Annotated in this window: 20 protein-coding genes; 8 read left to right on the top strand and 12 right to left on the bottom strand. The window is 69.0% G+C overall.

Translation table 11 applies throughout. The features are described 5' to 3' along the window. Window positions 1–45 precede the first annotated feature (45 nt). The 3 genes from RIN43_RS02685 to RIN43_RS02675 form a co-directional block, all read right to left on the bottom strand. Window positions 46–2,973, bottom strand: coding sequence for a carbohydrate binding domain-containing protein (locus RIN43_RS02685; RefSeq protein WP_309127327.1), 2,928 nt, complete (start codon window positions 2,971–2,973; stop codon window positions 46–48). A 180-nt stretch (window positions 2,974–3,153) separates the two neighbouring features. Continuing rightward, window positions 3,154–4,077: an acetylxylan esterase gene (locus RIN43_RS02680; protein ID WP_309127326.1), complete on the bottom strand. Its 924-nt coding sequence runs from the start codon at window positions 4,075–4,077 to the stop codon at window positions 3,154–3,156. A 5-nt stretch (window positions 4,078–4,082) separates the two neighbouring features. After that, a complete protein-coding gene (locus tag RIN43_RS02675; RefSeq protein WP_309127325.1) occupies window positions 4,083–4,790 on the bottom strand; it encodes a GntR family transcriptional regulator in 708 nt (235 codons plus the stop codon). A 95-nt stretch (window positions 4,791–4,885) separates the two neighbouring features. On the opposite strand from RIN43_RS02675, the gene manD reads away from it, so the two are divergent. The 5 genes from manD to RIN43_RS02650 all read left to right on the top strand — a co-directional run bounded on the left by manD (window position 4,886) and on the right by RIN43_RS02650 (window position 9,156). Continuing rightward, complete coding sequence (gene manD, locus RIN43_RS02670) at window positions 4,886–6,124, top strand: D-mannonate dehydratase ManD (RefSeq protein WP_309127324.1); 1,239 nt, start codon at window positions 4,886–4,888, stop codon at window positions 6,122–6,124. A 47-nt stretch (window positions 6,125–6,171) separates the two neighbouring features. Further along, complete coding sequence (locus RIN43_RS02665; RefSeq protein WP_309127323.1) at window positions 6,172–6,672, top strand: gluconokinase; 501 nt, start codon at window positions 6,172–6,174, stop codon at window positions 6,670–6,672. Next, entirely contained in the window at window positions 6,669–7,367 is a 699-nt protein-coding gene (locus RIN43_RS02660; protein ID WP_309127322.1) for an SGNH/GDSL hydrolase family protein, read from the top strand. Before RIN43_RS02665 ends, RIN43_RS02660 begins: the two co-directional genes overlap by 4 nt. A 71-nt stretch (window positions 7,368–7,438) precedes the next feature. Next, a complete protein-coding gene (locus RIN43_RS02655) occupies window positions 7,439–8,311 on the top strand; it encodes a hypothetical protein (protein ID WP_309127321.1) in 873 nt (290 codons plus the stop codon). Continuing rightward, window positions 8,308–9,156: an SMP-30/gluconolactonase/LRE family protein gene (locus RIN43_RS02650; protein ID WP_309127320.1), complete on the top strand. Its 849-nt coding sequence runs from the start codon at window positions 8,308–8,310 to the stop codon at window positions 9,154–9,156. Before RIN43_RS02655 ends, RIN43_RS02650 begins: the two co-directional genes overlap by 4 nt. Window positions 9,157–9,165: 9 nt before the next feature. On the opposite strand, the gene RIN43_RS02645 is transcribed toward RIN43_RS02650, so the two are convergent. After that, window positions 9,166–10,137 carry a C-terminal binding protein gene (locus RIN43_RS02645; protein ID WP_309127319.1) on the bottom strand — a complete coding sequence of 324 codons (972 nt, stop codon included), beginning with the start codon at window positions 10,135–10,137 and terminating at the stop codon, window positions 9,166–9,168. A gap of 76 nt (window positions 10,138–10,213) precedes the next feature. Between RIN43_RS02645 and RIN43_RS02640 the strand changes: the two genes are divergently transcribed. Together RIN43_RS02640 and RIN43_RS02635 are read left to right on the top strand one after the other, a co-directional pair. Continuing rightward, entirely contained in the window at window positions 10,214–10,963 is a 750-nt protein-coding gene (locus RIN43_RS02640) for an SDR family oxidoreductase (protein ID WP_309127318.1), read from the top strand. Next, a complete protein-coding gene (locus tag RIN43_RS02635; RefSeq protein WP_309127317.1) occupies window positions 10,956–11,297 on the top strand; it encodes a nuclear transport factor 2 family protein in 342 nt (113 codons plus the stop codon). The genes RIN43_RS02640 and RIN43_RS02635 overlap by 8 nt, the downstream gene beginning before the upstream one ends. Before the next feature lie 25 nt (window positions 11,298–11,322). Here the strand turns inward: RIN43_RS02635 and RIN43_RS02630 are convergent, their stop codons facing one another. The 7 genes from RIN43_RS02630 to RIN43_RS02600 form a co-directional block, all read right to left on the bottom strand. Then, window positions 11,323–11,529, bottom strand: coding sequence for a hypothetical protein (locus RIN43_RS02630; RefSeq protein ID WP_309127316.1), 207 nt, complete (start codon window positions 11,527–11,529; stop codon window positions 11,323–11,325). Between the two features lie 134 nt (window positions 11,530–11,663). After that, a complete protein-coding gene (locus RIN43_RS02625; protein WP_309127315.1) occupies window positions 11,664–12,455 on the bottom strand; it encodes an SDR family oxidoreductase in 792 nt (263 codons plus the stop codon). A gap of 1 nt (window position 12,456) precedes the next feature. Further along, window positions 12,457–13,533: an enolase C-terminal domain-like protein gene (locus RIN43_RS02620; protein ID WP_309127314.1), complete on the bottom strand. Its 1,077-nt coding sequence runs from the start codon at window positions 13,531–13,533 to the stop codon at window positions 12,457–12,459. Then, a complete protein-coding gene (locus RIN43_RS02615; protein WP_309127313.1) occupies window positions 13,530–14,291 on the bottom strand; it encodes an SDR family oxidoreductase in 762 nt (253 codons plus the stop codon). Before RIN43_RS02615 ends, RIN43_RS02620 begins: the two co-directional genes overlap by 4 nt. A gap of 38 nt (window positions 14,292–14,329) precedes the next feature. Further along, entirely contained in the window at window positions 14,330–15,733 is a 1,404-nt protein-coding gene (locus tag RIN43_RS02610; RefSeq protein WP_309127312.1) for a hypothetical protein, read from the bottom strand. Between the two features lie 65 nt (window positions 15,734–15,798). Continuing rightward, window positions 15,799–18,003, bottom strand: a complete 2,205-nt coding sequence (locus tag RIN43_RS02605; RefSeq protein ID WP_309127311.1) for a peptidase C14 — start codon at window positions 18,001–18,003, stop codon at window positions 15,799–15,801. A 69-nt stretch (window positions 18,004–18,072) separates the two neighbouring features. After that, window positions 18,073–19,416: an MFS transporter gene (locus RIN43_RS02600; RefSeq protein WP_309127310.1), complete on the bottom strand. Its 1,344-nt coding sequence runs from the start codon at window positions 19,414–19,416 to the stop codon at window positions 18,073–18,075. 163 nt (window positions 19,417–19,579) lie between these two features. Between RIN43_RS02600 and RIN43_RS02595 the strand changes: the two genes are divergently transcribed. After that, window positions 19,580–20,239 carry a GntR family transcriptional regulator gene (locus RIN43_RS02595; protein ID WP_309127309.1) on the top strand — a complete coding sequence of 220 codons (660 nt, stop codon included), beginning with the start codon at window positions 19,580–19,582 and terminating at the stop codon, window positions 20,237–20,239. Between the two features lie 142 nt (window positions 20,240–20,381). Here the strand turns inward: RIN43_RS02595 and RIN43_RS02590 are convergent, their stop codons facing one another. Then, window positions 20,382–22,529 carry a peptidase C14 gene (locus tag RIN43_RS02590; protein ID WP_309127308.1) on the bottom strand — a complete coding sequence of 716 codons (2,148 nt, stop codon included), beginning with the start codon at window positions 22,527–22,529 and terminating at the stop codon, window positions 20,382–20,384. Window positions 22,530–22,596: the final 67 nt, after the last annotated feature.

The raw sequence follows: 22,596 nt of genomic DNA, 5'->3' as shown, positions 1-22,596 counted from the left end.
ACCGGGCCGGAGAGATGCTCTCCGCCCGGTGTCCGCATGCTGCATTCAGAGGTCGGCGCACTGCCCCTTCAGCGCACCTGACACGAGGTTCGCCTCGCCTTCGTCGTCCGGCGCGCCCGCGTTCTCACTGCAGGTCACGGCGCCGCGCACCTCATTACCTGACAGCACGAACGCACCCGGAGTCCCCGTGACGGACATGGCGCCGCGGATGGAGGAGTTCCGCACCTCGATCGCGCGGGCATCCACCGAGGTCAGTCCGCCGCGGATGTCAGAGCCCTCGACGATCAACGCGCCGCCAGCCTCGACCTTCACACCGTCGTCGACGCGCGCACCGTCGAGGCAGACGGCTTCGCCGTCTTCCACGAGGACTCCGTGTTCAACAGCACCGGACAGTGTCTGGGTGCATGCGACGCCTTCGACGTCATATCGGAACAGGTTCGCACCGGCACTGAGATAGACGTCTCCGGCCGAGTCTACTGCGCTCCACTGCAGCCCGTTCGCGATGCGAGTCGTCACACTCGTCTCCGGGTCATGCACGCTGAACCGGTAGCCGGCGGTGACGTAGATGCGTCCGTCCGCGTTCGATCGCGACACGGTGCCGTAGGCCCAGTACGTGGTTCCCGCCGTGTAGCGGCCGCCCACGACGCCCTTCACCTCCGAGGTCTCGGTCGCCGGGTCGTAAGCGAACAGGACATCCTCCGCGACGCCCCACACGATCCCGTCGGGGTCGACCATCAGGCCGGTGACGCCCTCTCGCTCCTCACCGGCCGGATCTATCGCCTTCACGACGGTGCGGGTCGCAGGATCGAACACGATCAGCTTCCCTGCCGTGTGACCGCTTTGAGCGGAACCCAGCCCACCGTCGACGGTGCTGCCGAGATAGACCAACTCATCCACCGGGTTGTAGGCCACCGAGACGATGTTCTCGTCCTGACCGATGCCGGTTGTCAGCCACTCGTGCTTCCCGGTCGCGCCCTCCCAGATCGCGAGGCCTCCCTGGGTCTGACCGTAAGTCGCAACCGAACCCATGTACATCTCGTCTCGATCGGGGTTGTACGCCAGCCCGAAGGGGCGGTCCTGGCCCTGGTCCACGCCGGTGAACAGCGTCGGCACCGTACCGGGTTCGGCCGGGTCATAGGTCGCCGGGTCGAGCACGTCGAAGCGCGCCTCTCCATAGGCACCGAAGTACAGCTTTCCGTCGCGCACAGCCGCGGACTCGTACTGGCCGCGCTGCATTGTCGGGCCGTGATTCTGGCCCGCCTTATCGACCTTCGCCAGTCCGATCATGTAACCCGATGCCCAGACGGTGTCGTCGGGGCCGGTGAAGAGCTTCTGGATCAGGGTCGGCTGCGCGAACTCCACCGGGTTGTCGGACAGGAGCGCGCCGTTAGCGAGGTCGGCGACGAACACACCGGAAGCGGATGTGCCGTACAGCAGCGGACTGCCGCCTGACGCGTCGACGACGCCGTTCGAAAGGTAGCCACCGATGTTGATACCCGTAGACGCGAAGGAGTTCGTGCTGGTGTCGTAGACCATGAGGTCACCGCCGCCGCTGGAGAAGATCGCCTGGTTCTGCTGGGCGCCGACGATGGCGTGGTGGCCGAAGAAGAACCGGGTCTGATCCCGGTCCCAGTGGACGACACCGCCGTCGAGGTCGAGGACGAGCATACGCAGGCGCACCTGCGCGATGATCCGGTCGCCGACGATGTCCATTCGGCTGACGGTGTTGGCGCCCTCATCGCTCAACCCCGGCACCATGGCGTCATCCGCGATCAGCGTCTGCTCGCCTCGTCCTCCGTCGGTGATCTTCCAGATCTGCGGGGCGAGCACGCCGGTCCCGACGTACACCGTGTCGGTACCGGCGTGGTACGCGATCGAGTGGATGTAGTCGATGCCCGGGCCCATGTTCCGCAGGAACTCGACCTCGTCGGTCTGCGGGTTCACGAGGTACAGGCGCGCATCCGGGTATGAGCCGATGTACATCGAGCCTTCGGGCCCGGGCGACATGCCGAAGGTCGAGTCCTTCTGATCGCTGAACCGCCCGAGATCCTCGCATTCGCCGGAAGCGGGGTCGTAGCGCCACAGCTTGGAGTCGTGATACGTGCCCCAGTAGACGCGGCCGTCGTCGGCGATGTTCAGATTCCGCGCGTTCTCGGCCTCGCCGAGCACGCAGGTGGAGACTTGCGCGCCGGTCGCCACGTCGGTCACGGCGAAGGTCGCCGGGTAGCCGCTCTGGGGATTGCCCTTGAACACCTGGTAGGAGACATGCCTGCCGTCTTCGACGCCCTGTGCGGCCTGGCTGGGAATCTGGCTGGTCACCGGAGTGCCGAGGTGCTCGAACCTCTCATCCTGGATGAGGATCTTCTCGACCGGCGAGAGGTCGGGTTCCTCCGGGGTCTCGGACGCCAGCCCGAAGAACGCGTCGTCGAGGTAAGCGTCGATCATGACGCCTGACGACACGTACAGCAGCGGACGCGCCGCCGCCGCACCCTCCGGTGCCTCGAACCGGGCCGTCGCGCGCTCCCAGGCGCCGGTCGTCGTGCGCAGCAGCTCGTAGGGCTGCTCGATCACATCGCCGTCGGCATCGTCGAAGTACACCGTGGCACTGATCGGGCCGCCGGATACGAGAAACTGATCGAAGCTGAACTCGTAGGTCTGACCGGGCTCGATCGGAACCGAGTCCGCGACGAGGCCGCCGTTCAGCACATTGTCATCGCGGAACAGGCGCAGACTGCGCGTCCCGTGGCTCGCGCGCTCCTCGGAGAACGAAGAGACCCCCGTCCTGTTCCACAACGGCGACCATCCGGGAGCGTCCGACGGGTCAGCACCTTCCTCGAAGCTCGCGTTGGTCAGGAGGTTCACCGGTTCGATCGGGGGTTCCGCGGCATAGGCCGACTGCGCGCCGGTGCCGAGCAGCGCGGCCGCCGCGATCACGGCGATCAAACGAATGGGCAGCGCTCTGGAGCGCATCATGAGGTCTCCGTTCCTCAGGCACATCCTCATCGATGCGCCGCTCGTGCCGACTGCCGTGCTCCAGGGGTCGCGGAACACGATCTATCAGGCGGTGGTCCATATTGCAATCGGTTGCAGTGTGGTTTGGGAGCCATGTTAGCCAGTGTCAGCGCCAAGAGACAAGACCCGATGCGCGCAGGCTCAGGATCCGGCGAACAGATCCCGTGTGGCTCGGGCGTAGGCCTCCATCTCCTGGACCTCGCCTGCATAGGGCCGATGACCTGCCGTCATCGGCATCACGATGCGGTGCTCGGCCGGCACCGCATCCGCGATCGACTGCTGCCCGACGGGCGGCACCGACGGATCATCTGCGGCCGGGGCCACGATCGTCGGGACTCGAAGGCGACGTGCCGCTGTGGCCGCGTCGAAGTAGTCGAGCACAGCCCACGCTTCCGGGTGCATGCTGACCCAGCTCGCGACGGCCGCCCCGCTGCCGACACACGGCTCAGCGAGCCGTGCTGCATGCGCGCCGAAGCTGGGCACGTAAAGTGATGCCGCGTCGATGCGGTCGTCCCACGGCACCGCCATAGCACCGATGCCGCCGCCGAAGCTGGGGCCGAAGTAGCCCAGGCGCAGCCCGCCGCGTGACTCCCCGAGCGCCGTGCCCAGCACCTCCTCCAGCGCGGTCACGGCGCACCACACGTCGGCGGCGCATCCACCGTGCACATACGTCTCGCGCGCGCCGATCCCGTGCAGGACGTGCTCCCTCGAAGACCCTGGGATCCCATCCACCCCAGACAGGGCCGGCAGCCCGCGAGCTACCGGATAGAAGACCGCAGCGCCCGCGGGCGCCCAGCGCGCATCGAGGGCGCCTCTCCCGCCGTACCCATGCGCCGCGATGACGGCGCATGAGATCTCCCCTTCGGGCAGCACGAGCCACCCTCCCAGGCGTAACCGGTCCAGCGACGTGAACCGCACCACCTCGGCACCGTCCAGTCCACCCGGCGAGCGGAGCGTCTGCGGCTCGACCGAGCGCGCTCGGGCAGCCAGGCGCCCCCAGAAGGCGTCGAAGTCCTCGGGCTCGGGGCGAGGCGCAGGCAGGGTGCGGGCAGGCAGTCGCGACATGGTTCCTACCGTCGGGCGGCCCGGCCGGTGCGCGCGGCGGGCGCCGCGCCTTCGAACAGCTCCGGATGCTGTGCCCTCACGGCATCCAGGTCGGCGAAGACGAACCGCAGGTGCTCGCCCAGCGCCGAGATAGCCGCATCGCGCTCGCCGGCCGCGAGAGCGTCGACGACGCGCTCGTGGTCGTCGACGTAGTCCTGCACGCCGCGGGTCGCACTCATGCCGACGTAGCGCGCGCGGTCGAGGTGCCCCTTCGCCGCGCTGACCGCCGACCAGGCGTTGGCGTGGCCTGCCAGCCCCAGAAGAGCGCGGTGGAACTCCTCGTCGAGCGGGTAGAAGGCCTCCCGATCACGTGCGCGGCGCTGTCGACGGATGCTGGCGCGCAGCATCCGCTCCCCCTGGCCTGCCAGGGGCTCGCTCGCCGCCAGCGATGCGAGCTCGATCGCCTCGCGGATGAACTGCGCCTCGCGTACGCGGTCGGGGTCGATGCGCGTGACGTAGGTACCGCTCTGCGGCCTGACCTCGACAAGCCCCTCCTGTGCGATCAGCAGGAGCGCCTCGCGCACCGGCTGGCGGCTGATCCCGAGCGCCGCGGCGAGCTCGTTCTCGGAGAGCAGGGCCCCCGGGGCGAACCGCCCGCGGATGATGTCGTCGCGTATCCGTACGTACGCGATCTGGCGCGCGGACGGCCGCGCGGCGGTCTCGGTCGGAGGCATACGGTCACGATAGCTTGACGAAACTGGTATGGCAGTGATTCCATGAAGCGCGCCCGCTTGGCCGGCGCCACTCACTTCGCGGACCCGGGAGACCCATGATCATCGACAAGGCCGAAGTCATCGTGACGAGCCCTGACCGCAACTTCGTGACCTTGAAGATCACCACCCGTGAAGGCCACACCGGCCTCGGCGACGCCACGCTGAACGGGCGGGAACTGGCTGTCGTCGCCTACCTCTCCGAGCACGTCGTGCCGCTGCTCATCGGCGCCGATGCCTCGCGCATCGAGGACACCTGGCAGTTCCTCTACCGCGGCGCGTACTGGCGTCGAGGACCGGTCACCATGGCGGCGATCGCCGCCGTCGACATGGCCCTGTGGGACATCAAGGGCAAGGCGGCCGGCATGCCGGTGTACCAGCTGCTCGGCGGAGCAACGCGCAACGGGCTGATGGCCTACGGCCACGCCTCCGGCAAAGAGCTGCCGGAGCTGTTCGACTCGATCCGCGCGCACCAGGAACAGGGGTACAAGGCGATTCGCGTGCAGACCGGTGTGCCGACGCTGAAGGCGATCTACGGAATCGCAGCGCAGGGCGCCGATCTGGGCGACGCCACGGTGCGGTACGACCACGAGCCGGCGCGGCGCGGCACGAAGCCGGTCGAAGAGGACTGGGACACCCGGGCCTACCTCAACCACCTGCCCGGCGTGTTCGAAGCCGTGCGCAACGAGTTCGGCCCCGACATCCCCCTGCTGCACGACGGCCACCACCGCATGACGCCGATCCAGGCCGCTCGCCTGGGCAAGGATCTCGAGCCGTACGACCTGTTCTGGCTGGAGGATTGCACCCCGGCCGAGAACCAGGAGGCGCTGCGCCTCGTGCGACAGCACACCACGACTCCGCTCGCGATCGGCGAGATCTTCAACACGGTGTGGGACTTCAAGGACATCATCCGCGAACAGCTGATCGACTACGTGCGAGGCGCCGTGACCCACATGGGCGGCATCAGCCCGCTCAAGAAGACTCTCGATTACGCGGCGATGTACCAGATCAAGTCCGGAATGCACGGTCCCACCGACATCTCGCCGGTCGGCATGGCGGCGGCGATGCACCTGGGTCTTGCGATCCACAATTTCGGCATCCAGGAGTACATGCAGCACGGCGCACGCACCGACCAGGTGTTCCAGCAGTCCTTCACCTGGACCGACGGCTACCTCCACCCCGGCGACCAGGCCGGCCTGGGGGTGGAACTCGACGTCGACGAGGCAGGCCGATACCCCTACGAGCAGGCGTACCTGCCTTACAACCGTCTTCTCGACGGCACCGTGCACGACTGGTGACCGCGAGCCCTCTGACGACAGCGGCAGAGCCCGGGCAGGATGGACGCATGACCGACCCACTGCGCCCGATCGTCGTGATGGGAGTGTCGGCCGTGGGCAAGACGACGATCGGCATCGAACTCGCACGCCTCACCGGCGCGCGTTTCGTCGACGCGGACGACCTCCACGGCGAGGCGAACGTCACCAAGATGAGCGCAGGAATCCCTCTCGAGGACGCCGACCGCTGGCCGTGGCTGGATCGGGTCGGCGCCGCACTCGAGCCGGGCACGGTCGTCGCCTGCTCCGCCCTCAAGCGCGCATACCGCGACGTGCTGCGGCGGCACGCTCCCGAGGCGTTCTTCGTGCACCTGCACGTGGATGCCGCCGAGTTGATGGAGCGGGCGGCCGAACGTGACGGGCACTTCATGCCGGCCGCCCTGTTGCAGTCCCAGTTGGACTCCCTCGAGCCGCTGAGCCAGGATGAAGCGGGCGCCACGATCGATGCGGACGCTCGCCCCGAAGAGGTCGCCGCACGCGCCCTCGCCAGCCTGCCGACAGGAGACCGATGACCGCCGACCTGACCCGCCTCCGTGCCCTCCTCGAAGGAGGCACTCCGCTGAACTGGGTGTTCACCGGCGACTCCATCACCCATGGGCTCGTGCACACGCACGGCGGACGCAGCTACGTCGAGCATCTGCACGAGCTGATCCGCGGCGACCTCGGCCGCGTGCAGGACGTCGTCGTCAACACGGCCATCAGCGGGTGGCGCGCCGTGATGCTCCTCGAGGACTTCGATCGGCGGGTCGCCGCCTGGCAGCCGCACGTCGTCTCACTGATGATCGGCACCAACGACTGCTCGGACGCCGGAGTGTTCCCGGTGATCGAACCGTCGGAGTTCGCGGCCTCCGTCACGGAGTTCGTCAGCAGGGTCCGCGCGCAGGGCGCGATTCCGGTGCTCATGACCCAGCCCGCGATCGACATCGCCAACTCGCCCGAGCGCGCTCGCATCGCCGACTTCGCGCAGGCCGTGCGCGATGTCGCCGCCGAGGAGCAGACCATCCTCGTCGACCAGTTCGCCCGCTTCGCAGAGCTGGGCGCGGGGCGCCCAGGCGGCATCGCCTGGGGCCTGCTGAACGACCCGTTCCACCCGAACGAGGCAGGCCACGCGGTGCTGGCGCTCGAGCTCGCCGGTGCCCTCGGGTTCACGTCGGCGCCGTCGCGGGTGATCGGCGATCTGGGTCAGCGCATCGCGGTCGCCGTCTGAGCCGGCGTCGCCGATTGTCGGGCGCAGGAGCCCGCGACGAATCGCAGCCCACTGATTAGGCTGATCACATCATGGAAGAGATCCTGCGGGACCTGGGCCAGTTCGTCGGGCAGTACTGGTGGCTGGTGTTCCCACTCATGGGCGTCGCCGGCGGCGTCGCGAAGTCGTGGGAGCGCGCCTCGAAGCGCCGGCATGAGCGGCGCCTCGAGACGCTGCGCCTGAAGGCCGAGCTGAAGGCGGCGGAGATCGAAGCCAGGGCGCTCAACGGCGGCAGGAGGCGCAAGCCGGGATCGCCGCAGGTGATCGATTCGACAGCATCCGTCCCGTCGAACGAGCTGTTGGGACGCCTGATGGCCGAGCACGATGAGGTCACCGCCCGCTGGCTCGACTACGAGCTCGATGTGGCGAAGCTGATCGCCTTTCCCGCCATGAGCGATGGGCGCCAGCCACTCACCGCGGCCTTCCTGCGTGCGAAGAAGACAGCCGACGCGCTTCGCCCGTCTTCGGCCGACGCGAAGGTCAGCGAGCAGCAGATAACCGAGTACCTGGATGCCGTCGGCAACTACGCCGTCGCTTTCGAGGTCGCCGAGCGCGACGCCAGGCGCCTGCGCGACTCGAATTTCAGCGAGGACGAGCGCAAGCGACTCGACCGCGCACAGCACATGCTGAAGGTCGCGCTCGACGAATCGGCGACGCGGGCAGAGCGCCAGGTCGCCTATAAGCGGGTTCGCGACGAGCTCGATGGGCTGATCGTGCTCTCAGACGACGCGGTCGACGTGCTCGAGAAGAAGGTGGCGGGCGAGCTCACGACCGGCGCGGATGCGGCCCCTCACGCGCCCGCATCCGACACCCCGTCCGCCTCTGACACGGCCGGAGCGCCGGCTCCCCAGCCGCAGCCCCAGCCCGAGCCGCTCAGGCTCAAGCCGAACGACAGCCCGGCGTGATCGCCGAGAACATCACCGGACCGGTCGCCCACCACGCTGAGGCGCCGGTATGGAGCACGACGTGGCGCGGACTGCGCTGGGTCGACGGCGAGGCCGGAGACCTGCTGACCCTGCGCGAGGACGGCATCGCACGACAGCACGTCGACGATGAGTATCTCGCGTTCGTGCGGCCTCGCATGAACGGCGGGTTCGTGGCCGTGGGAGCGCGCACCCTGTACCTCGCCGATGATGCCGACGGCGAGGCCAGACCTGTCGTCCGTCTCCTCGACGACCCGGCGTTGCGCATGAACGACGGATGCTGCGACACGGCGGGGCGACTGCTCACCGGCTCGATGGCCTACGGCGCCACACGCGAAGCCGCCAGGGTGCTCAGGGTCGGTGCCGACCTGGGCGTCACCACGGTGCTGACCGATGTGACCTCGTCGAACGGCATCGGATTCACGGGTGACGGCGAGCGCGCCTACTACGTCGACACCGCCCTGGGGCGGATCGACGTGTTCGACGTCGCCGACGGGGAACTCGAGAACAGACGCGTGCTCGCCGACATCCACCCCGACGACGGGATGCCAGACGGCCTCACGGTCGCCGCGGACGGCACCGTGTGGGTCGCCCTCTGGGGCGGCTCCGCGGTGCAGGGCTACGACGACACCGGCGCCGTGATCGAGCACATCGAGCTGCCCGTACCCCAGGTGAGCGCCTGCACCTTCGGCGGCGACGACCTGAGCACGCTCTACATCACGACATCGGCCCAGGGTCTGCCACCAGACCATGGCACACAGGCCGGCTCGGTGTTCTCGGTGCCCCTCGGCATCCGAGGACTGCCGGTGGCCGCGTTCGCCGGGTGAGGGAAGCGCTCAGCCCGCGTAGCCCGGGTTGACGATGGCGGCGACCCGCTCACCGGCGAGGAAGCCGATGACGTTCTCGGCCGCGTGCACCGGCAGGTCCTCCAGCGCCTCGGGCGAGTACCAGGCGGCGTGCGGGGTCAGCAGCACGTTCGGCGCGTCGCGCAGCGCGGCGTCCGCGGCGAGCGGCTCGACCTCGTAGACATCGAGCGCGGCCGCCCCGACGCGACCGCTGCGCAGCGCGTCGACGAGCGCGGCCTCGTCGATGAGAGGGCCACGACACGTGTTCACGATCACAACACCCTTTTTCATGGTGCCGATCGAGGCTGCATCGATCAGGTGGCGGGTGTCGTCGGTGAGCGGCACGTGCAGCGTGAGGATGTCGGCGGCGGCTATCGCCTCGTCGATCGCGACCGGCTCGCAGCCGGCATCCGCGATCGCCTGCGCCGGCGCGTACGGGTCGGCCACCAGCACGCGGAAGCCGAGTGCCCTGCAACCTCTCGCCACGAGCGACCCGATCCGGCCGAAGCCGAGCACCGACACCGTCGTGCGTGAGGGGCGCACAGCCATGGGTCGCGCGGCAACCGGCGTCCATTCGCCCGCGCGCAGGGACGCGTCGTAGGCGGGCAGGCCACGCGCCTGGGTCATGATCATCGCGATCGTGTGCGCGGCGACCTCTTCGACGCAGTAGCTCGGGGTGTTCGCCACGGCGATGCCGCGTTCGGTGGCCGCGGCGACGTCGATCATGTCGTAGCCGATGCCGAGGCGGCTGATGATCTTCAGGTTGGGCAGGCGGTCCATCACCTCGGCGTCGATGCGGCGCCATTGCACGATGAGCGCTTCCGCCTCGGCGCCGAGCGCGGCGAGTGTCTCGAGCTCCGCGTCGCGAGCGCGGTCGACGCTGAGGCCGGCGGCGCGCAGGGTGCGCTCGGCGGCGTCACCGGGCAGATCGCAGTCGGTGATGAGGATGCGGGGAGAAGACATGAATCAGATGCTATAGCATCTAGCAGAATGGCGTGCTCGTATTGGCCCCATCGTCAATCTGCTATAGCGTTTCCTCATGACTGTTCGCCGCGCTCTCATCACCGGTGCCAGTTCCGGCATCGGAACGGCCGCCGCACTCGAACTCGCCCGCTCCGGCGCAGCGGTGTGGATCACGTACACCGGACGGCAGGCTGAAGCCGCGCGAGTCGCCGAGGAATGCATCGAGGCAGGTGCCCCTGACGCGCGCGTCTCACGCCTGGACCTGCGCGACCCCGCGTCGATCACCTCACTCGTCGACGAGATCACCCAGGAGTGGGGATCGCTGCACGTGCTCGTGAACAACGGGGGCGTATGCCCGTACACCGGCTACGACGACATCGGCATCGACGAGTGGGACCTCGTTCTTGAGACCAACGCCCGCGGCACGTTCCTGCTCACTCGCGCGGCGCTGCCGCTGCTCCGCGCCGCCGAGGGCGACCGCTCCGTCGTCAACGTCGCCTCGATCGCTGGACAGGTCGGCGCGTTGCAGACCGGCATGCATTACGCCGCCAGCAAGGGTGCACTGCTCGCCATCACGCGCAGCTTCGCGCGCCACCTGGCATCCGAGGGCATCCGGGTGAACGCAGTCACGCCGGGACCCGTCGCCAGCGCCATCACGGACCAGCTCTCGACCGAGGGCCGTGCGAAGCTCGAGGCCGGCATCCCCCTCGGCGACTTCGGGCAGCCGGCGGATGTCGCGTGGATCATCGCGTCACTGGCATCCGACCGCGCCCGATTCATCACCGGCGCCACCTACGACGTCAACGGAGGAGTTCGCATTGACTGAGACCACCCGCAGTGCCCTGGACACGGTGCAGGCCCAGCTCGACGCGTTCAACGCGCATGACCTCGACGCGTTCGTCGCGACGTATGCGCCGGATGCCGTGATCACCGGTGTGACCCCCGAGCCGATCGTCGGGGCCGAGGCGATCCGCGCGTTCTACGAGCCGCGCCTGCAGAACCCCCAGCTGACATGCGTCATCGACACCAGCGTGCTGTTCGGCAGCCGTTGGGTGGTCGCGCAGGAGCAGGTGATCAACGCCGGTGTCGCCACCGAGACGATCGCCACGTTCGACGTCGTCGACGGTCTCATCTCCCGCGCCTCGATGCTCAAGGCCTGAGACCCTCGCCTCCAACGTCGTCGGGTCAGGCCCCGCTCGTCGGCGGCTTGGCCAGGCCGTGCCGCCCCGGGGCGTCGGGCTCCGCGGCCGTCGCCGGGCTGACCGCTGAGGACCCGGAGGGATCGTCGGCTCCGGGGTAATGCGGCTCTTCGATCTCGACCGCCTTGTCGCGCTCTTCCCGCGGCGGCAGGTGGTCGAGGGGTTGCTTGATGTCATCTGGATGGTGACTCATGAGGCGACCCTCCCCCTGGGTCGCGGGTTCGGATAGGGGGTTGCCATCGAGGAATCGTCGTGATCCGGCGCGAGCGCAGCGTAAGGCGCCGGATCCGGAAAGCTCAGCCGTCCGGCTTCGGTCGTACAGGCAGGTCAGCGTCGGGCGACGTCTCCGAACGATGCGGTCCACGCGCCGTCCACGGCGATGGACTGGCCGCTGAGATAGGGCGCCTCGTCGGAGAGCAGGAATGCGGTCACCGCCGCGACCTCCGCGGCACGCGCGATGCGGCCCATCGGCGGCCCCTCAGCGAGCGCGCGCTCGGCCTCGGCCGGGTCGGGCGATGCGGCCATCTGCGCCTCAAGGTGCGGCGTGCGCACCCCGCCCGGCGCGACGGTGTTGGCCCGGATGCCGCGGGCTCCGTAGCTGACCGCGACACTGCGGCTGAGCGCGTCGATGCCGCCCTTGGTGAACTCGTACGCACCGTGGTCGAGGAAGCTGGCCCGGCCGTGGATGGAGCCGATGTTCACGATGGCTCCAGGCGTCCCCTGATCGAGGAACGCGGACACAGCGACCGAGCAGCCCCAGATGTAGCCGAAGCCGTTGATCCCGACGATCTCGCGCACCAGGTTCTCATCCAGCTCATGCAGTGGTGTCTGCTTGGTGATGCCCGCGTTGTTCACCCAGCCGCCGAGCGGTGCGAGCGATCGCGCCTTCCGCGCCGCTGCGGCGTGCGTCTCCCGGTCGGAGGCATCGCCGAGCACCAGATCGGCGACCGCGCCGGACTCGAGGCTTCCCGATCCCGGCGACCGCTCGAGACCCACCACGATCCACCCGTCGGCGGTGAGCCGCTCCGCGATCGCGCGTCCGATTCCCTTGCCGCTGCCGGTGACCACCACGCTGCGCGCCGGGATTGCGGATGCCGCCGTCGAGCCCGATACACCCATGTCAGTTCCTCTCGAAATCGAAGACGGCCGGATCCAGCCCGAACCCGAGCCCCGCGGCATCCGCCGGACGCACCCGGTCTTCGAACCGGGGCCCGCCGACGACGAACGACGGCGCGGGGTCGTACGGGTTCATGCCGCGCGCGAAGGTCTCCACACCGATGCCGAGATGCGCGGTGACCTCGGGGTACACGTGGCCGGATACGGGCACGGCGCGCTCCGCGGCCCACGCGATCATCTCGCGGGCCGGGGTGATGCCGCCGATCGCGACGACATCCAGGCGGAGGGCGTCGACTCCGCCCACCTCCACCAACGCCCTCAGCACTGCCGGGTCGGTGACCTCGTCGCCCACCGACACAGGGAGTCCGGTCGCCGCCTTGATCGCGGCGACGCCGACTGCGTCCTCGGGCAGCAGCGGATCCTCCAGCCACGCCAGCCGCGGCTCGCCCCACTGCGCGATCTCCGCGATGGCGGCATCCGCATCCCGCCACCCGAATCCGGCGTCGACGACCAATCCGGCAGAGGCGGGAAGCTCCGCGTTCAGCACACCGATCAGCTCGCGCATGTACGCAGGGTCAGGAAGCCTGGAGATCTTCACGTTCGTCCACCCGCTCGCCTGCGCGAGCACCTCGTCGGCGACATCGCGCGGCGCCCGATCCGGCGTGGGGTAGGCGGCGACGAGCATCGACTCGCGTGCGACGTCGCCGGTGCCGAGGAACCGCCACAGCGGTGCGCCGGCGCGGCGTGCGGCGATGTCCCACAGGGCGATGTCGACCAGGCCGATCGCGCGCCGCACGAGCCCGACCCGTCCGACGATGGCGCTGCCGCGCAGCATCCGCTCCCACGCGCCCGCCGGCTCGTCGGCATCCGCACCGACCGCATGACCGGCGACGAGCCGATCGACGATCTCGGCCATGGGCGCCTCCCGCGAGAGGCAGTACGCGACCCCCTGAGTGCCGTCGTCCGCCGTCACTCGCACGGCGGCGTACTCCCGCCGGGTGACGGTCATCGCGCCGAGCTGCAGCGGTGCGGGCAGCGGAAGAACCGCCGTGGCGGTGTCGACGCGCGCGATCGAGGTCATGCCGGCTTCTTCGCGAGGGGCACGCCGTAGTCGACCATGAAGCCGCCGTCGACGTACAGCGTCTGCCCGTTCATGTAGCGCGACTGGTCGGAGACGAGGAAGCTCACGGCGGCAGCGATCTCCGAGGCGTCGGCGAGGCGCTTCGCGGGGATGCGGGAGAGGATCGTGTCGAGGCTGAGGGTGCCGGCCTCCACGCCCTGGCGGAAGACGCCGGTGTCGACGTAGCCGGGTGCGACGGCGTTGACGCGCACGCCGCGAGAAGCCCATTCGGCACCGGCGGTGGAGGTCAGCCCGATCACGGCCGCCTTCGTCGTCGCGTACGGCGCGCGACCTGCGGAACCGCGGGATGAGATGGAGGAGATGTTCACGATGCGACCGTCGCCGCGGGTGAGCATCCTCCTGCCCGCGGCCTGCAGGCACGAGAACACGCCGTGCAGGTTGACGTCGACGACCGTCGACCACTCGTCCCAGGTGAGGTCCTCCAGGCCGCGGTGGCGCTGGATGCCGGCGTTGTTGACGAGCACGTCGATCGGCCCGACCTCGGCCTCGATCTCGCCGAAGATCCGGTCGACGCCGTCGTGGTCGGTCACGTCGAGCTCTCGCCAGAGGATGCCGGCGGGGTTCTCGCCCGTGGTGAATCCAGGCACACGGTCGGCGGCGACGACGCGGTAGCCGTCGGCGGCGAGGCGCTGACCGATCTCCCAGCCGATTCCTGCCGAGCCTCCGGTGACGACGGCGACGGGGGTGTGAACGGTCATGGGTCTCCTTGAACGCGAGGAACTTTGCTATAGCAAGTCTAGCGGCCGGTGTGTTCAGCCAGCAGATCGGCGACGACACGGCAGGCGTGCTCTTCGAGCAGCTCCAGTGCGCCCGCTGCGAGCGGCGTCTGCCATGCCTGATACGCACCCCGCTCGTATGCCTCACGGGTGGGCAGGTAGACGAAGCCCGGGCCGTTGGTGAGGTTCATGACCACGATCGGGACACCCGGGAACCGCGCACGCAGCGTGGTCTGCAGACGCGAGTACGCCTCGCCCGGGTGACCCAGGATGACGGCATCGCCCAGCCGCCACGCCCAGACCGGATGCCGAACGGCAGGTCCGGCGATGTAGCCCTCGCGCAGATTCCGCGCCCGGCCCAGACGCTCGTCACGGGAGCGCGGATCGATGTCCTTCCACGCCTCGGCGAGCTCATCGAGGCTCGGCAGATCACGCAGCGGCAGTTCGACCGTGGTGACCGTTCCGCCGGCGCCGGCGCCGCCTTCCGCGGCTCGCCCCGCCCAGATCGCGAGCGGCGCACCGGATTCCACTACGCCGTCGAGGGTCAGCTCCTCGCCGGGGAGCGGCAGGGCGTCGAGCGCGGCGAGCACTGCGTGCCCGAGCGAGCGGCCGTGCCTGTCGGCGACGCGCACGTCGCCGGTGTACTGCTCGCGGGGGGCGAGCTCTCCGGATGCTCCCTGCACGAAGAGGCAGGGTGCATCGGTCGCGGCTTCGACGGTCTCGCGCATCGCACCGACGTAGTCGGGCGAGACCCTGCGCGACTGCCAGGCCAGCGTCGTGGGATGGCACGCATAGTTCACGAGCGTCGCCGCCACAGAGCCATCGACACTGACCCTGCCGATCAGGACGGTGTCGTCAGCGGATGCGGCCGGGTTGTAGCCGACCAGCGCGCGGCCGTCGAGGTCGAGTTCGCGGTCCGCCGCGAGAGTGCAGCGTCCGGAGGTCCACTCGATGAGACCGGGTCGCGCGCGCTCGATCGCTTCGCGTCCCGCTTCCACGCCGGCGGCGGCCAGCGCCTTGAGGTAGCCGGGTATGAGCTCGCCGCCGGGCAGATGGGCGTCGGCCGCGCACAGCACGGCCCCTGCGTGGGTGTGCGACAACGAGAGCATGAGCTGATCGGCATCGAGTCCGAGCGCGTCAAGGATCGAGCCTCGCACCGCCTGTTCGTCTGCGACCCTACGCCACCACGTGCCGTCGACGGCGAGCAGCAGCCGAGGGCGGTCATGGTCGGAGACGATCGCGAGCGCGGTGAGCTGGAAGGGGCGGTGCGCGCCCTCCGAGCGCTCCCAGTCGGCCGGCCCCCAGTTCTTCGCCCGGATGCCGACCGGCGGCGTGATGTCACGTCGGGCGACTCCGATGCGTGCACTCGTGCGCGGCACGCGGATGCGGTCGCCGAGGCGCGTCGCGGACGCGGAACTGCTCACCGATGTACCTCCTGACTCCTCATGTTTCTGCCTTCCCCGGTCACTGCATCGGCCCCATGCGTCGATCAGGCCGTGGACAGCGTCGGCCCCAGCAGCACTCCATCACTCTGCTCGGGCAGTTCGCGCGTGACCGCGCGCTCGACCGAAGACGTATAGAGCAGAGTGGAGTTCCCTGCGAAACCGTCCGCCAGCCTCAGACTGCCCCCGACGAACTGCGCATCGCTGATTCGCGCGTGGTTGGTGCCGTGGCCGATGTGGATGTGCGCCGCACCCTTCGGGGCAGCGGAGTGCAGACCCGCCAGCCGCCAGGTCACGACGCCCTCGGCGGATCCGCGGGTCAGCATGGCTCCTTCGCTGCGCTCGGTCGCGAGATCGACGCCGTCCATCACCACCACCTGGTTCCTGACGGCCGTGGCGGTGAGCTCGACGTCCCGCAGCGAACCGCCACGGAATGTCACGCTCGACGAGCCCAGCTCGACGGGCTTGCCGTCGGCGGGCCCGCTCAGCCGGCAATCCACGAACCGCACCTCACCGGAGCCGCGCAGCTTCGTGCCGTCGAGACCCGAGATGGAGCACCGCACGAAGGCGATCGGCGCCGTGACCGGTGTCTGCACCAGGACCTGTTCGACGGGGAGGGCGAACGTGCAGTCCTCGATCGTCGTCGGGCGCGATGAGCGCGCGCTGCGCTGGCCGACTGCGAGAAGACCGGCCGTGCAGCCGCGAAGCTGGGCGCCGTCGGCGTTGATCGTCATCGTCGCCTGCGGATCGAAGGTCGATCGCCCGATGACGCGCACGTTCTCGAGGGTGAGGTCCGTGATCTTCGTGCCCGCGACGAACCACGAGCACACGTGATCGCGCACGGTGATGCGCTTCGCCGACGTCCCCCACTGCGCGCCGGAGTTGGCGATGTCCATCAGGCCGGAGCATCCGATGAACGTGATGTCGTGCTCGTACTGACCGTGCGTGGTGAAGGGGTTTCCGCCCTCGTCGTCTCCGTCGCCGTGGCAGTTCTCCACCATGCAGTATGCGCTGGCGGTCAGATCGTTGAGGTGACGGGCGTTCGACGAGGTGCAGTCGCTCACCCTGCCGTACAGGCAGTAGATCTGCTGGGTCAGGTACCCGGCCCCGCCGTAGAAGACCGTCGGCGGGTTCTCGACCGAGCAGCGCTCCGTCGAGAAATGCGTGTTCCACCGGCGCATCACCACCGGCCACCAGGTGCGGCTCGCATGCACATCGGCGACGTCGCAGCGCACCGCGTACTCGAACGCTATGGGGTGCGAACCCGTCAGCTCGCGCGGATCGGGGAACGAGCCGTCTGTCGGTCCATCGAACGGTCCTGCACCCTGAAAGCGCATGTTCGAGATGCGCACGCCGACGACGGGATCCATCCGCCGCCACGTGAGCGTGCGCCCCTTCTGCAGCGGCCAGCCGTTGAGATAGTCGACGCGGATGCGGTGCCGGTCGACCTTCTGCGTCACCTTGACGAAACGCTGCAGCTCGCGCTCGTCGCGCCCGCCCCCGGAGACGGGATCACACTGGAGCGCCCACCAGGAGCCGAGCGGGAACTTCTCCGCATCCGGCACCGCGACCGCATCGGTCAGCTCCGGCCATTCCTCGGTCAGCGCGTACTGGACGGTGACGTCCGCCGAGACTCCCGTGAAGAACATGACCGCTCCGAAGGGGTTGTTCGAGCTGTTCTTCTCGATCCCGTCCGTGACTACGAGGTTACCGCCGAAATCGATCTCGAGATGCGAGCGGGTGAAGCGATGCCGCCGCTGGAAGAGCAGATCGGTGTGCGCTTCGATCCGGCGGATGGCTGGGTCGGCCACCATCGCGGCGAGCGCGTCGTCGGCCGGCTCCTTCGGACCGCGGATGCCGAACGCCCGGAAGTCGACGACGCCGTCGTGCTGCAGCATCCAGGCACTGCCGGCCTTCCCCTCGACGACCGTGCCGCCATCGGGCTTCGAGGTGCCGCCGTCGGCGCCCGCGTAGACCAGCAGCCCTGCGTCGCCCGGCCGGTGATATCCCGCAGCCACCGCTACGTCGCCGTCGCGGGCCCGGAGTCTCGCCAGGTCCGCGACGGACTCAACCCGGATCACGTTCCACCCCGCGCCCGCCGCCTGAGCGGGGCTCGCGCTCACCAGCGCCGCAGCGCCGCCAAGCGCAGCCGCCGTCAGTCCCGTCATCAGCGCCCGCCGAGTGCCGGATCGGACGGACGTGGGCTCTCTCTCGCCGCCCGCGACGACGTCGTCGTTGAAGTCATCGGTCATGATCGGCCCTCTCGGACACGGCGGTCCTGAAAGGCGACAGGCGGACGCGCCAGCCACGGGCCTCGGCCATCAGCGGACCTCCGCCACGGCCGCTTCGACGTCAGCTGCGGCGGCAAAGTCACTCTTGCGACTGAGGATGAACGCGACGACGGCGCCGAGCACCGTGAGCCCGGCGACGAGGAGCAGCCCCCAGACGGCCGATCCGGTCGTCTGGCTGATCCAGCCGATCGCATACGGACCCGCGAAGCCTGCGAGATTGCCGACCGAGTTGATGAACGCCAGCCCTGCGGCGGCGGCCGTGCCTGTGAGGATCATCGGCGGCAGGCTCCAGAACAGCGGCGTCGTCGAGAAGAGCGCCGACATCCCGACGCACAGCGCGGCGAGCGCTAGCACCGGTGTTGCCTGCGCGGCCACGGCCGCGATCAGCGACAGCGCCGTCACTGTGAGTGTGATGCCGATCTGCAGCGGGATGTTGCCCTGTCTGCGCGCCGCCCGCTCCCAGGGCAGCATCACGAGCGCGGCGCAGAGGTTGGGCAGGGCCACGAGCCAGCCGGTGGTCGAATTGGAGAAGTCGCCCATGGCCTGCACGATCGTCGGCAGCCACATGCCCAACCCGTACGCGCCGAAGACGACGCCGAAGAACAGCACGATCAGCGTCCAAAGTCGCCCATTGCTGAACACCTCGCGCAGGCGCATGCGACCGTGCCGCTGCTCGGTCTGCGCGGTCTCAGCGGCAAGCGTGTCGGTGATCCACCGCTGCTCGGCGCTGTTCAGCCAGCGTGCGTCCTGCGGGCGGTCGGGAAGCCAGAACCAGACGACGAACGCGAGCAGCACCGCGGGCAGTCCCTGCAGCAGGAAGACCAGTTGCCAGCCGTCGAGCCCCCACATGCCGTGCAGTTCGAGCATCCATCCTGACAACGGGGCGGCGACGGCGTTGGCGACCGGGTTGGAGAGCACGAACACGGCGAGCACCTGCGTGCGGTATTGCCGCGGGAACCACAGCGTCAGGTAGAGCAGCACCCCGGGGAAGAATCCCGCCTCGGCGATTCCGAGGATGAAGCGGGCGATCGCGAACTGCGTGCTGTCCTGCACGAACGCGGTGAGGGCCGCCACGAGACCCCAGGAGATCATGATGCGGGCGATCCACTTGCGCGCACCGAACTTCTCCAGCAGCAGATTGCTGGGCACCTCGAAGAGCAGGTAGCCGATGAAGAAGATGCCGGCGGCGAAACCGAACGCCGCCTCGGTGATCTGCAGCGCCTGGGTCATCTCGAGCTTGGCGAAGCCGGCATTGTTCCGGTCGATGTACGCGACGAGGTACAGCAGACCGAGGAACGGTCCGAGCCTCCAGATCGCCTTCTTCATCGCTGTGGCGCCGATGTCGGCGGCCGTGTCTTCGTACCCGTTGACCATGACAACTCCCTCGTCATCCGCTGTCGTCGCTCGGGGCATCCGCTCCGCACTTGCTATAGCATCTAGCAGATCCTTGGATTTGTCCACCCGCTGCGCGGATGCCATAGCATCGTCGAGCAGGGATCAGGTGCCCGAGTCGTGGCATCTCCGAAGGGACACCACGATGCGCAGCGTGACCGACCAGAACATCGCCGAGCAGGTCACCGATGAGTTGCGATCGGCGATCCACTCCGGCGAGCTCGCCCCTGGCGAGCGACTGGTCGAGCGCAAACTGGCCGCGCAGCTCGGCGTGAGCCACATTCCCGTGCGCGAGGCACTCACACGCCTCGCCGAGGAGCGCCTGATCACCCGCGAGCCACGGCGCGGCGCCAGGGTCGCCGCCCTGACCGCCCTCGACCTGGAGGAGATCGCGAGTCTGCGCATCGTCCTCGAGCAGTTCATGGCGATCCGCGTGCAGGAACGCTGGACCGCCGAGTCGGCCGCTCGCCTGCAGGGCATCATCGAGGCCATGGAAGCCGCCGAGGTCGGCGACATGGCCGAGGTGCTGCGACACGACCGCGCGTTCCACGAAGCGCTGGCCGAGCTGAGCGAACACCGATTCCTCACCGAGCTGAGCGCTCAGCTGCGCGGGCGCATCAGCGGCTTCATCAGCGCCGCCAATGCCGCGCTGCCCGCGGCCGAGCAGGCCGAGCACGTGCGCAGTCACCGGCAGATCCTCGACGCGATCGCCAGCGGCGACCCGGATGCTGCACGCGACGTCATCGCCGAGCATGTGCGGCGTGCCTTCGAGCGCATCGCACCGCTCGCCGCGAACGAGGCCTGACCCGCCGGCACCCACCACCCGCCGGCATCCCACCGCCCGCCGGCACCCCACCCGCCGAGGCCCCGTGCTGCGGGTACCCACAGCACGGGGTGTCGGTTGCAGCACGGGGTCTCGGCCGATCGAGATGGCGCCAGCGCGAGGATCAGGCGATCGCGTTGGCGGCGATCACGATGTTGTCGGCCTCCTCAGGCATGGCCGTGCGGTCGACGCCGATCTCGACGTTGGACGAGTGCAGCAGGGTCGAGCCCTTGCCGAAAGCCTCGGGCCGCAGGTCGATCGAACCGCCCTCGAAGCGGGTGCCGACCGCACGATAGTGGTTGACGCCCCCGTCCAGCTGCACATGCACGCCGTCGGCGCCCGCGAAGACGCTGTTCACCAGCGCGACATCGCGCCGGCCGTCGCCCTTGCGCGAAACGGCGGCGCCCTTCACCCCGGCCACCTCGGTGCCGACGATGTCGAGCTGCTGCCCGTCGCCTCCTGCCGCCACCAGGCGCACGCCCGATAGCGTCGATCCGTCGAACCGCACCTTCTGCGCTGCGAGCGAGACCGGATCCGCACCCTCCGCGGCCGTCAGCGTGGACCCGCGGAACGTCACCGGCGCCGGGCCGTTGATCTTCATCCCTCCCACGCCCTGCAGCACCGTGTCGACGAACGTGACCGGAGTCTTCACGGTCGCGTTGGTGAGCTCGCCCGGAGCGACGAAGGTGAAGTGCGAGTCGGAGATGACATTCGGGCGCGACGACACATCCGAGGCCTGCGAGATGATGAGGGTGTCGGACGCCGTGCATCCTCGCAGCTGCGCGCCGTCGGCATTGATCCACAGCATCCCGGATCCTGCGAGCGACTTCTTGCCGATCACCTGCACGTCCTCGAGGGTGAGGTCGGTGACCTTCACGCGCGCGACGAACCACGAGCAAACGTGCTTGCGCACGGTGATCCGCTTGGCCGCCGAGCCCCAGGCGGCGCCCGAGTTGGCGAAGGTCATCAGTCCCGAGTTGCCGATGTAGGTCAGGTCGTGCTCGTACTGTCCGTGGGTGACGAACGGTCCCTGGTCGTCTCCGTCGCCGTGGCAGTTCTCCACCAGGCAGTAGGCGCTCGCCGTCCAATCGTTCAGGTGCCGCGCGTTGGACGTGTGGCAGTTGGCGACGTACCCGTACAGGCAGTAGATCTGCTGGGTGAGATAGCCGGCTCCTCCCCACGTCACGGACGTGGGGTTGGTGAGGTTGCAGTCCACGGTGGAGAAGTACGTGTTCCACCGTCGCTGGATGAGAGGCCAGAAGGTGCCTGTGCCGTCGATGTGATCGACGTCGCACCGCACCGCGTACTCGAACGCCAGCGGGTGTGAACCCGTGATCTCGTCCGTGCCTTTGCCGAGGAAGCGCAGGTTCGACACCGACACGTCCTGCACGGGCTTGACGTGGCGCCAGGTCATGACGCGGTCCTTGCCGAGCGTCCAGCCGTTCAGATAGTTCACCCGGATGTGCGTGCCGTCGACGATCTGCGTGACCTGCACCAGACGCTGCAGTTCGCGCTCCCAGCGACCGGAGAGAGCGTTCACCTCGGCGGCGTACCACTCGCCCACAGTGAAGAACGACGAGTCTGCGACAGGGAAGACGTCGGCGTTGTCCGGTACGACCTCGCCGAGCGTCGCCTCGTGCACGGCATCCGTCACCTCGCCCTGGAAGAACATCACGGCCGCGAAGGGGTCGTTCCTCGGCGCCCCTTCGATCCCCTCCGTCGTCATCAGGTGGCCGGTGAAGTCGAAGGCGATGTTCGAGCGGCGGAACTTGTGCCTGCGCACGAAGTTCAGGTCGGTGTACGCCTCGATGCGGGTGATCGCCGGGTCGCCGACCATGGCGTCCAGCGCGTCATCGGCGTTCTGCTCGGGCCCGAACACCCCGAACACGCGGAAGTCGACCACGCCGGAGTGCACGAGCAGCCAACTGCCGCCCTTACCGGGCAGCACCGTGCCTCCGTTCGGCTTCGGCGCGTCCTTCTTGACGAAGCGGTACAGCCCCCCGCCACCGTCGCCCGCTGCGGCGCGACCCGCGGTCTGCGCCAGGTCGCCCGCGGCGGCGTTGAGCGTCTCCAGCGCGGAAGCATCGGATGCGGCGGCGACGGAGTCGGTGGCCGTCGCCTTCAGCGGCGCCACCGGTCCCGCTGCCTGCGCTCCGGCGGGTGCGGCGACCGCCGCGACCCCGCCGATGGCGGCCGCGGTGAAGCCGGCCAGCACCATTCGCCGGCTGCGCACCTGCGCCGTCGTGGGGCTCGTGATCTCGTGATGCGACATCGTCATCCTCCTTGCGGCGTCTTCGCCGCGATCAGCGCGTCGGGCCAGCGCCGTCCGCGTCCTATGG

Origin of the sequence: Microbacterium sp., assembly GCF_031178445.1 — a bacterium.
In the GTDB taxonomy this organism is placed as follows: Bacteria; Actinomycetota; Actinomycetes; order Actinomycetales; family Microbacteriaceae; genus Microbacterium.
Note: the sequence above shows the minus strand (reverse complement) of the source record. Positions and strands in the feature narration are given on the sequence as shown.

Bases quoted from the DNA above. Each gene is read 5' to 3' on its own strand.
- RIN43_RS02685 (WP_309127327.1), bottom strand. From the start codon at position 2,973: ATGATGCGCTCCAGAGCGCTGCCCATTCGTTTGATCGCCGTGATCGCG.
- RIN43_RS02680 (WP_309127326.1), bottom strand. From the start codon at position 4,077: ATGTCGCGACTGCCTGCCCGCACCCTGCCTGCGCCTCGCCCCGAGCCC.
- RIN43_RS02675 (WP_309127325.1), bottom strand. From the start codon at position 4,790: ATGCCTCCGACCGAGACCGCCGCGCGGCCGTCCGCGCGCCAGATCGCG.
- manD (WP_309127324.1), top strand. From the start codon at position 4,886: ATGATCATCGACAAGGCCGAAGTCATCGTGACGAGCCCTGACCGCAAC.
- RIN43_RS02665 (WP_309127323.1), top strand. From the start codon at position 6,172: ATGACCGACCCACTGCGCCCGATCGTCGTGATGGGAGTGTCGGCCGTG.
- RIN43_RS02660 (WP_309127322.1), top strand. From the start codon at position 6,669: ATGACCGCCGACCTGACCCGCCTCCGTGCCCTCCTCGAAGGAGGCACT.
- RIN43_RS02655 (WP_309127321.1), top strand. From the start codon at position 7,439: ATGGAAGAGATCCTGCGGGACCTGGGCCAGTTCGTCGGGCAGTACTGG.
- RIN43_RS02645 (WP_309127319.1), bottom strand. From the start codon at position 10,137: ATGTCTTCTCCCCGCATCCTCATCACCGACTGCGATCTGCCCGGTGAC.
- RIN43_RS02640 (WP_309127318.1), top strand. From the start codon at position 10,214: ATGACTGTTCGCCGCGCTCTCATCACCGGTGCCAGTTCCGGCATCGGA.
- RIN43_RS02630 (WP_309127316.1), bottom strand. From the start codon at position 11,529: ATGAGTCACCATCCAGATGACATCAAGCAACCCCTCGACCACCTGCCG.
- RIN43_RS02625 (WP_309127315.1), bottom strand. From the start codon at position 12,455: ATGGGTGTATCGGGCTCGACGGCGGCATCCGCAATCCCGGCGCGCAGC.
- RIN43_RS02620 (WP_309127314.1), bottom strand. From the start codon at position 13,533: ATGACCTCGATCGCGCGCGTCGACACCGCCACGGCGGTTCTTCCGCTG.
- RIN43_RS02615 (WP_309127313.1), bottom strand. From the start codon at position 14,291: ATGACCGTTCACACCCCCGTCGCCGTCGTCACCGGAGGCTCGGCAGGA.
- RIN43_RS02605 (WP_309127311.1), bottom strand. From the start codon at position 18,003: ATGACCGATGACTTCAACGACGACGTCGTCGCGGGCGGCGAGAGAGAG.
- RIN43_RS02600 (WP_309127310.1), bottom strand. From the start codon at position 19,416: ATGGTCAACGGGTACGAAGACACGGCCGCCGACATCGGCGCCACAGCG.
- RIN43_RS02595 (WP_309127309.1), top strand. From the start codon at position 19,580: ATGCGCAGCGTGACCGACCAGAACATCGCCGAGCAGGTCACCGATGAG.
- RIN43_RS02590 (WP_309127308.1), bottom strand. From the start codon at position 22,529: ATGTCGCATCACGAGATCACGAGCCCCACGACGGCGCAGGTGCGCAGC.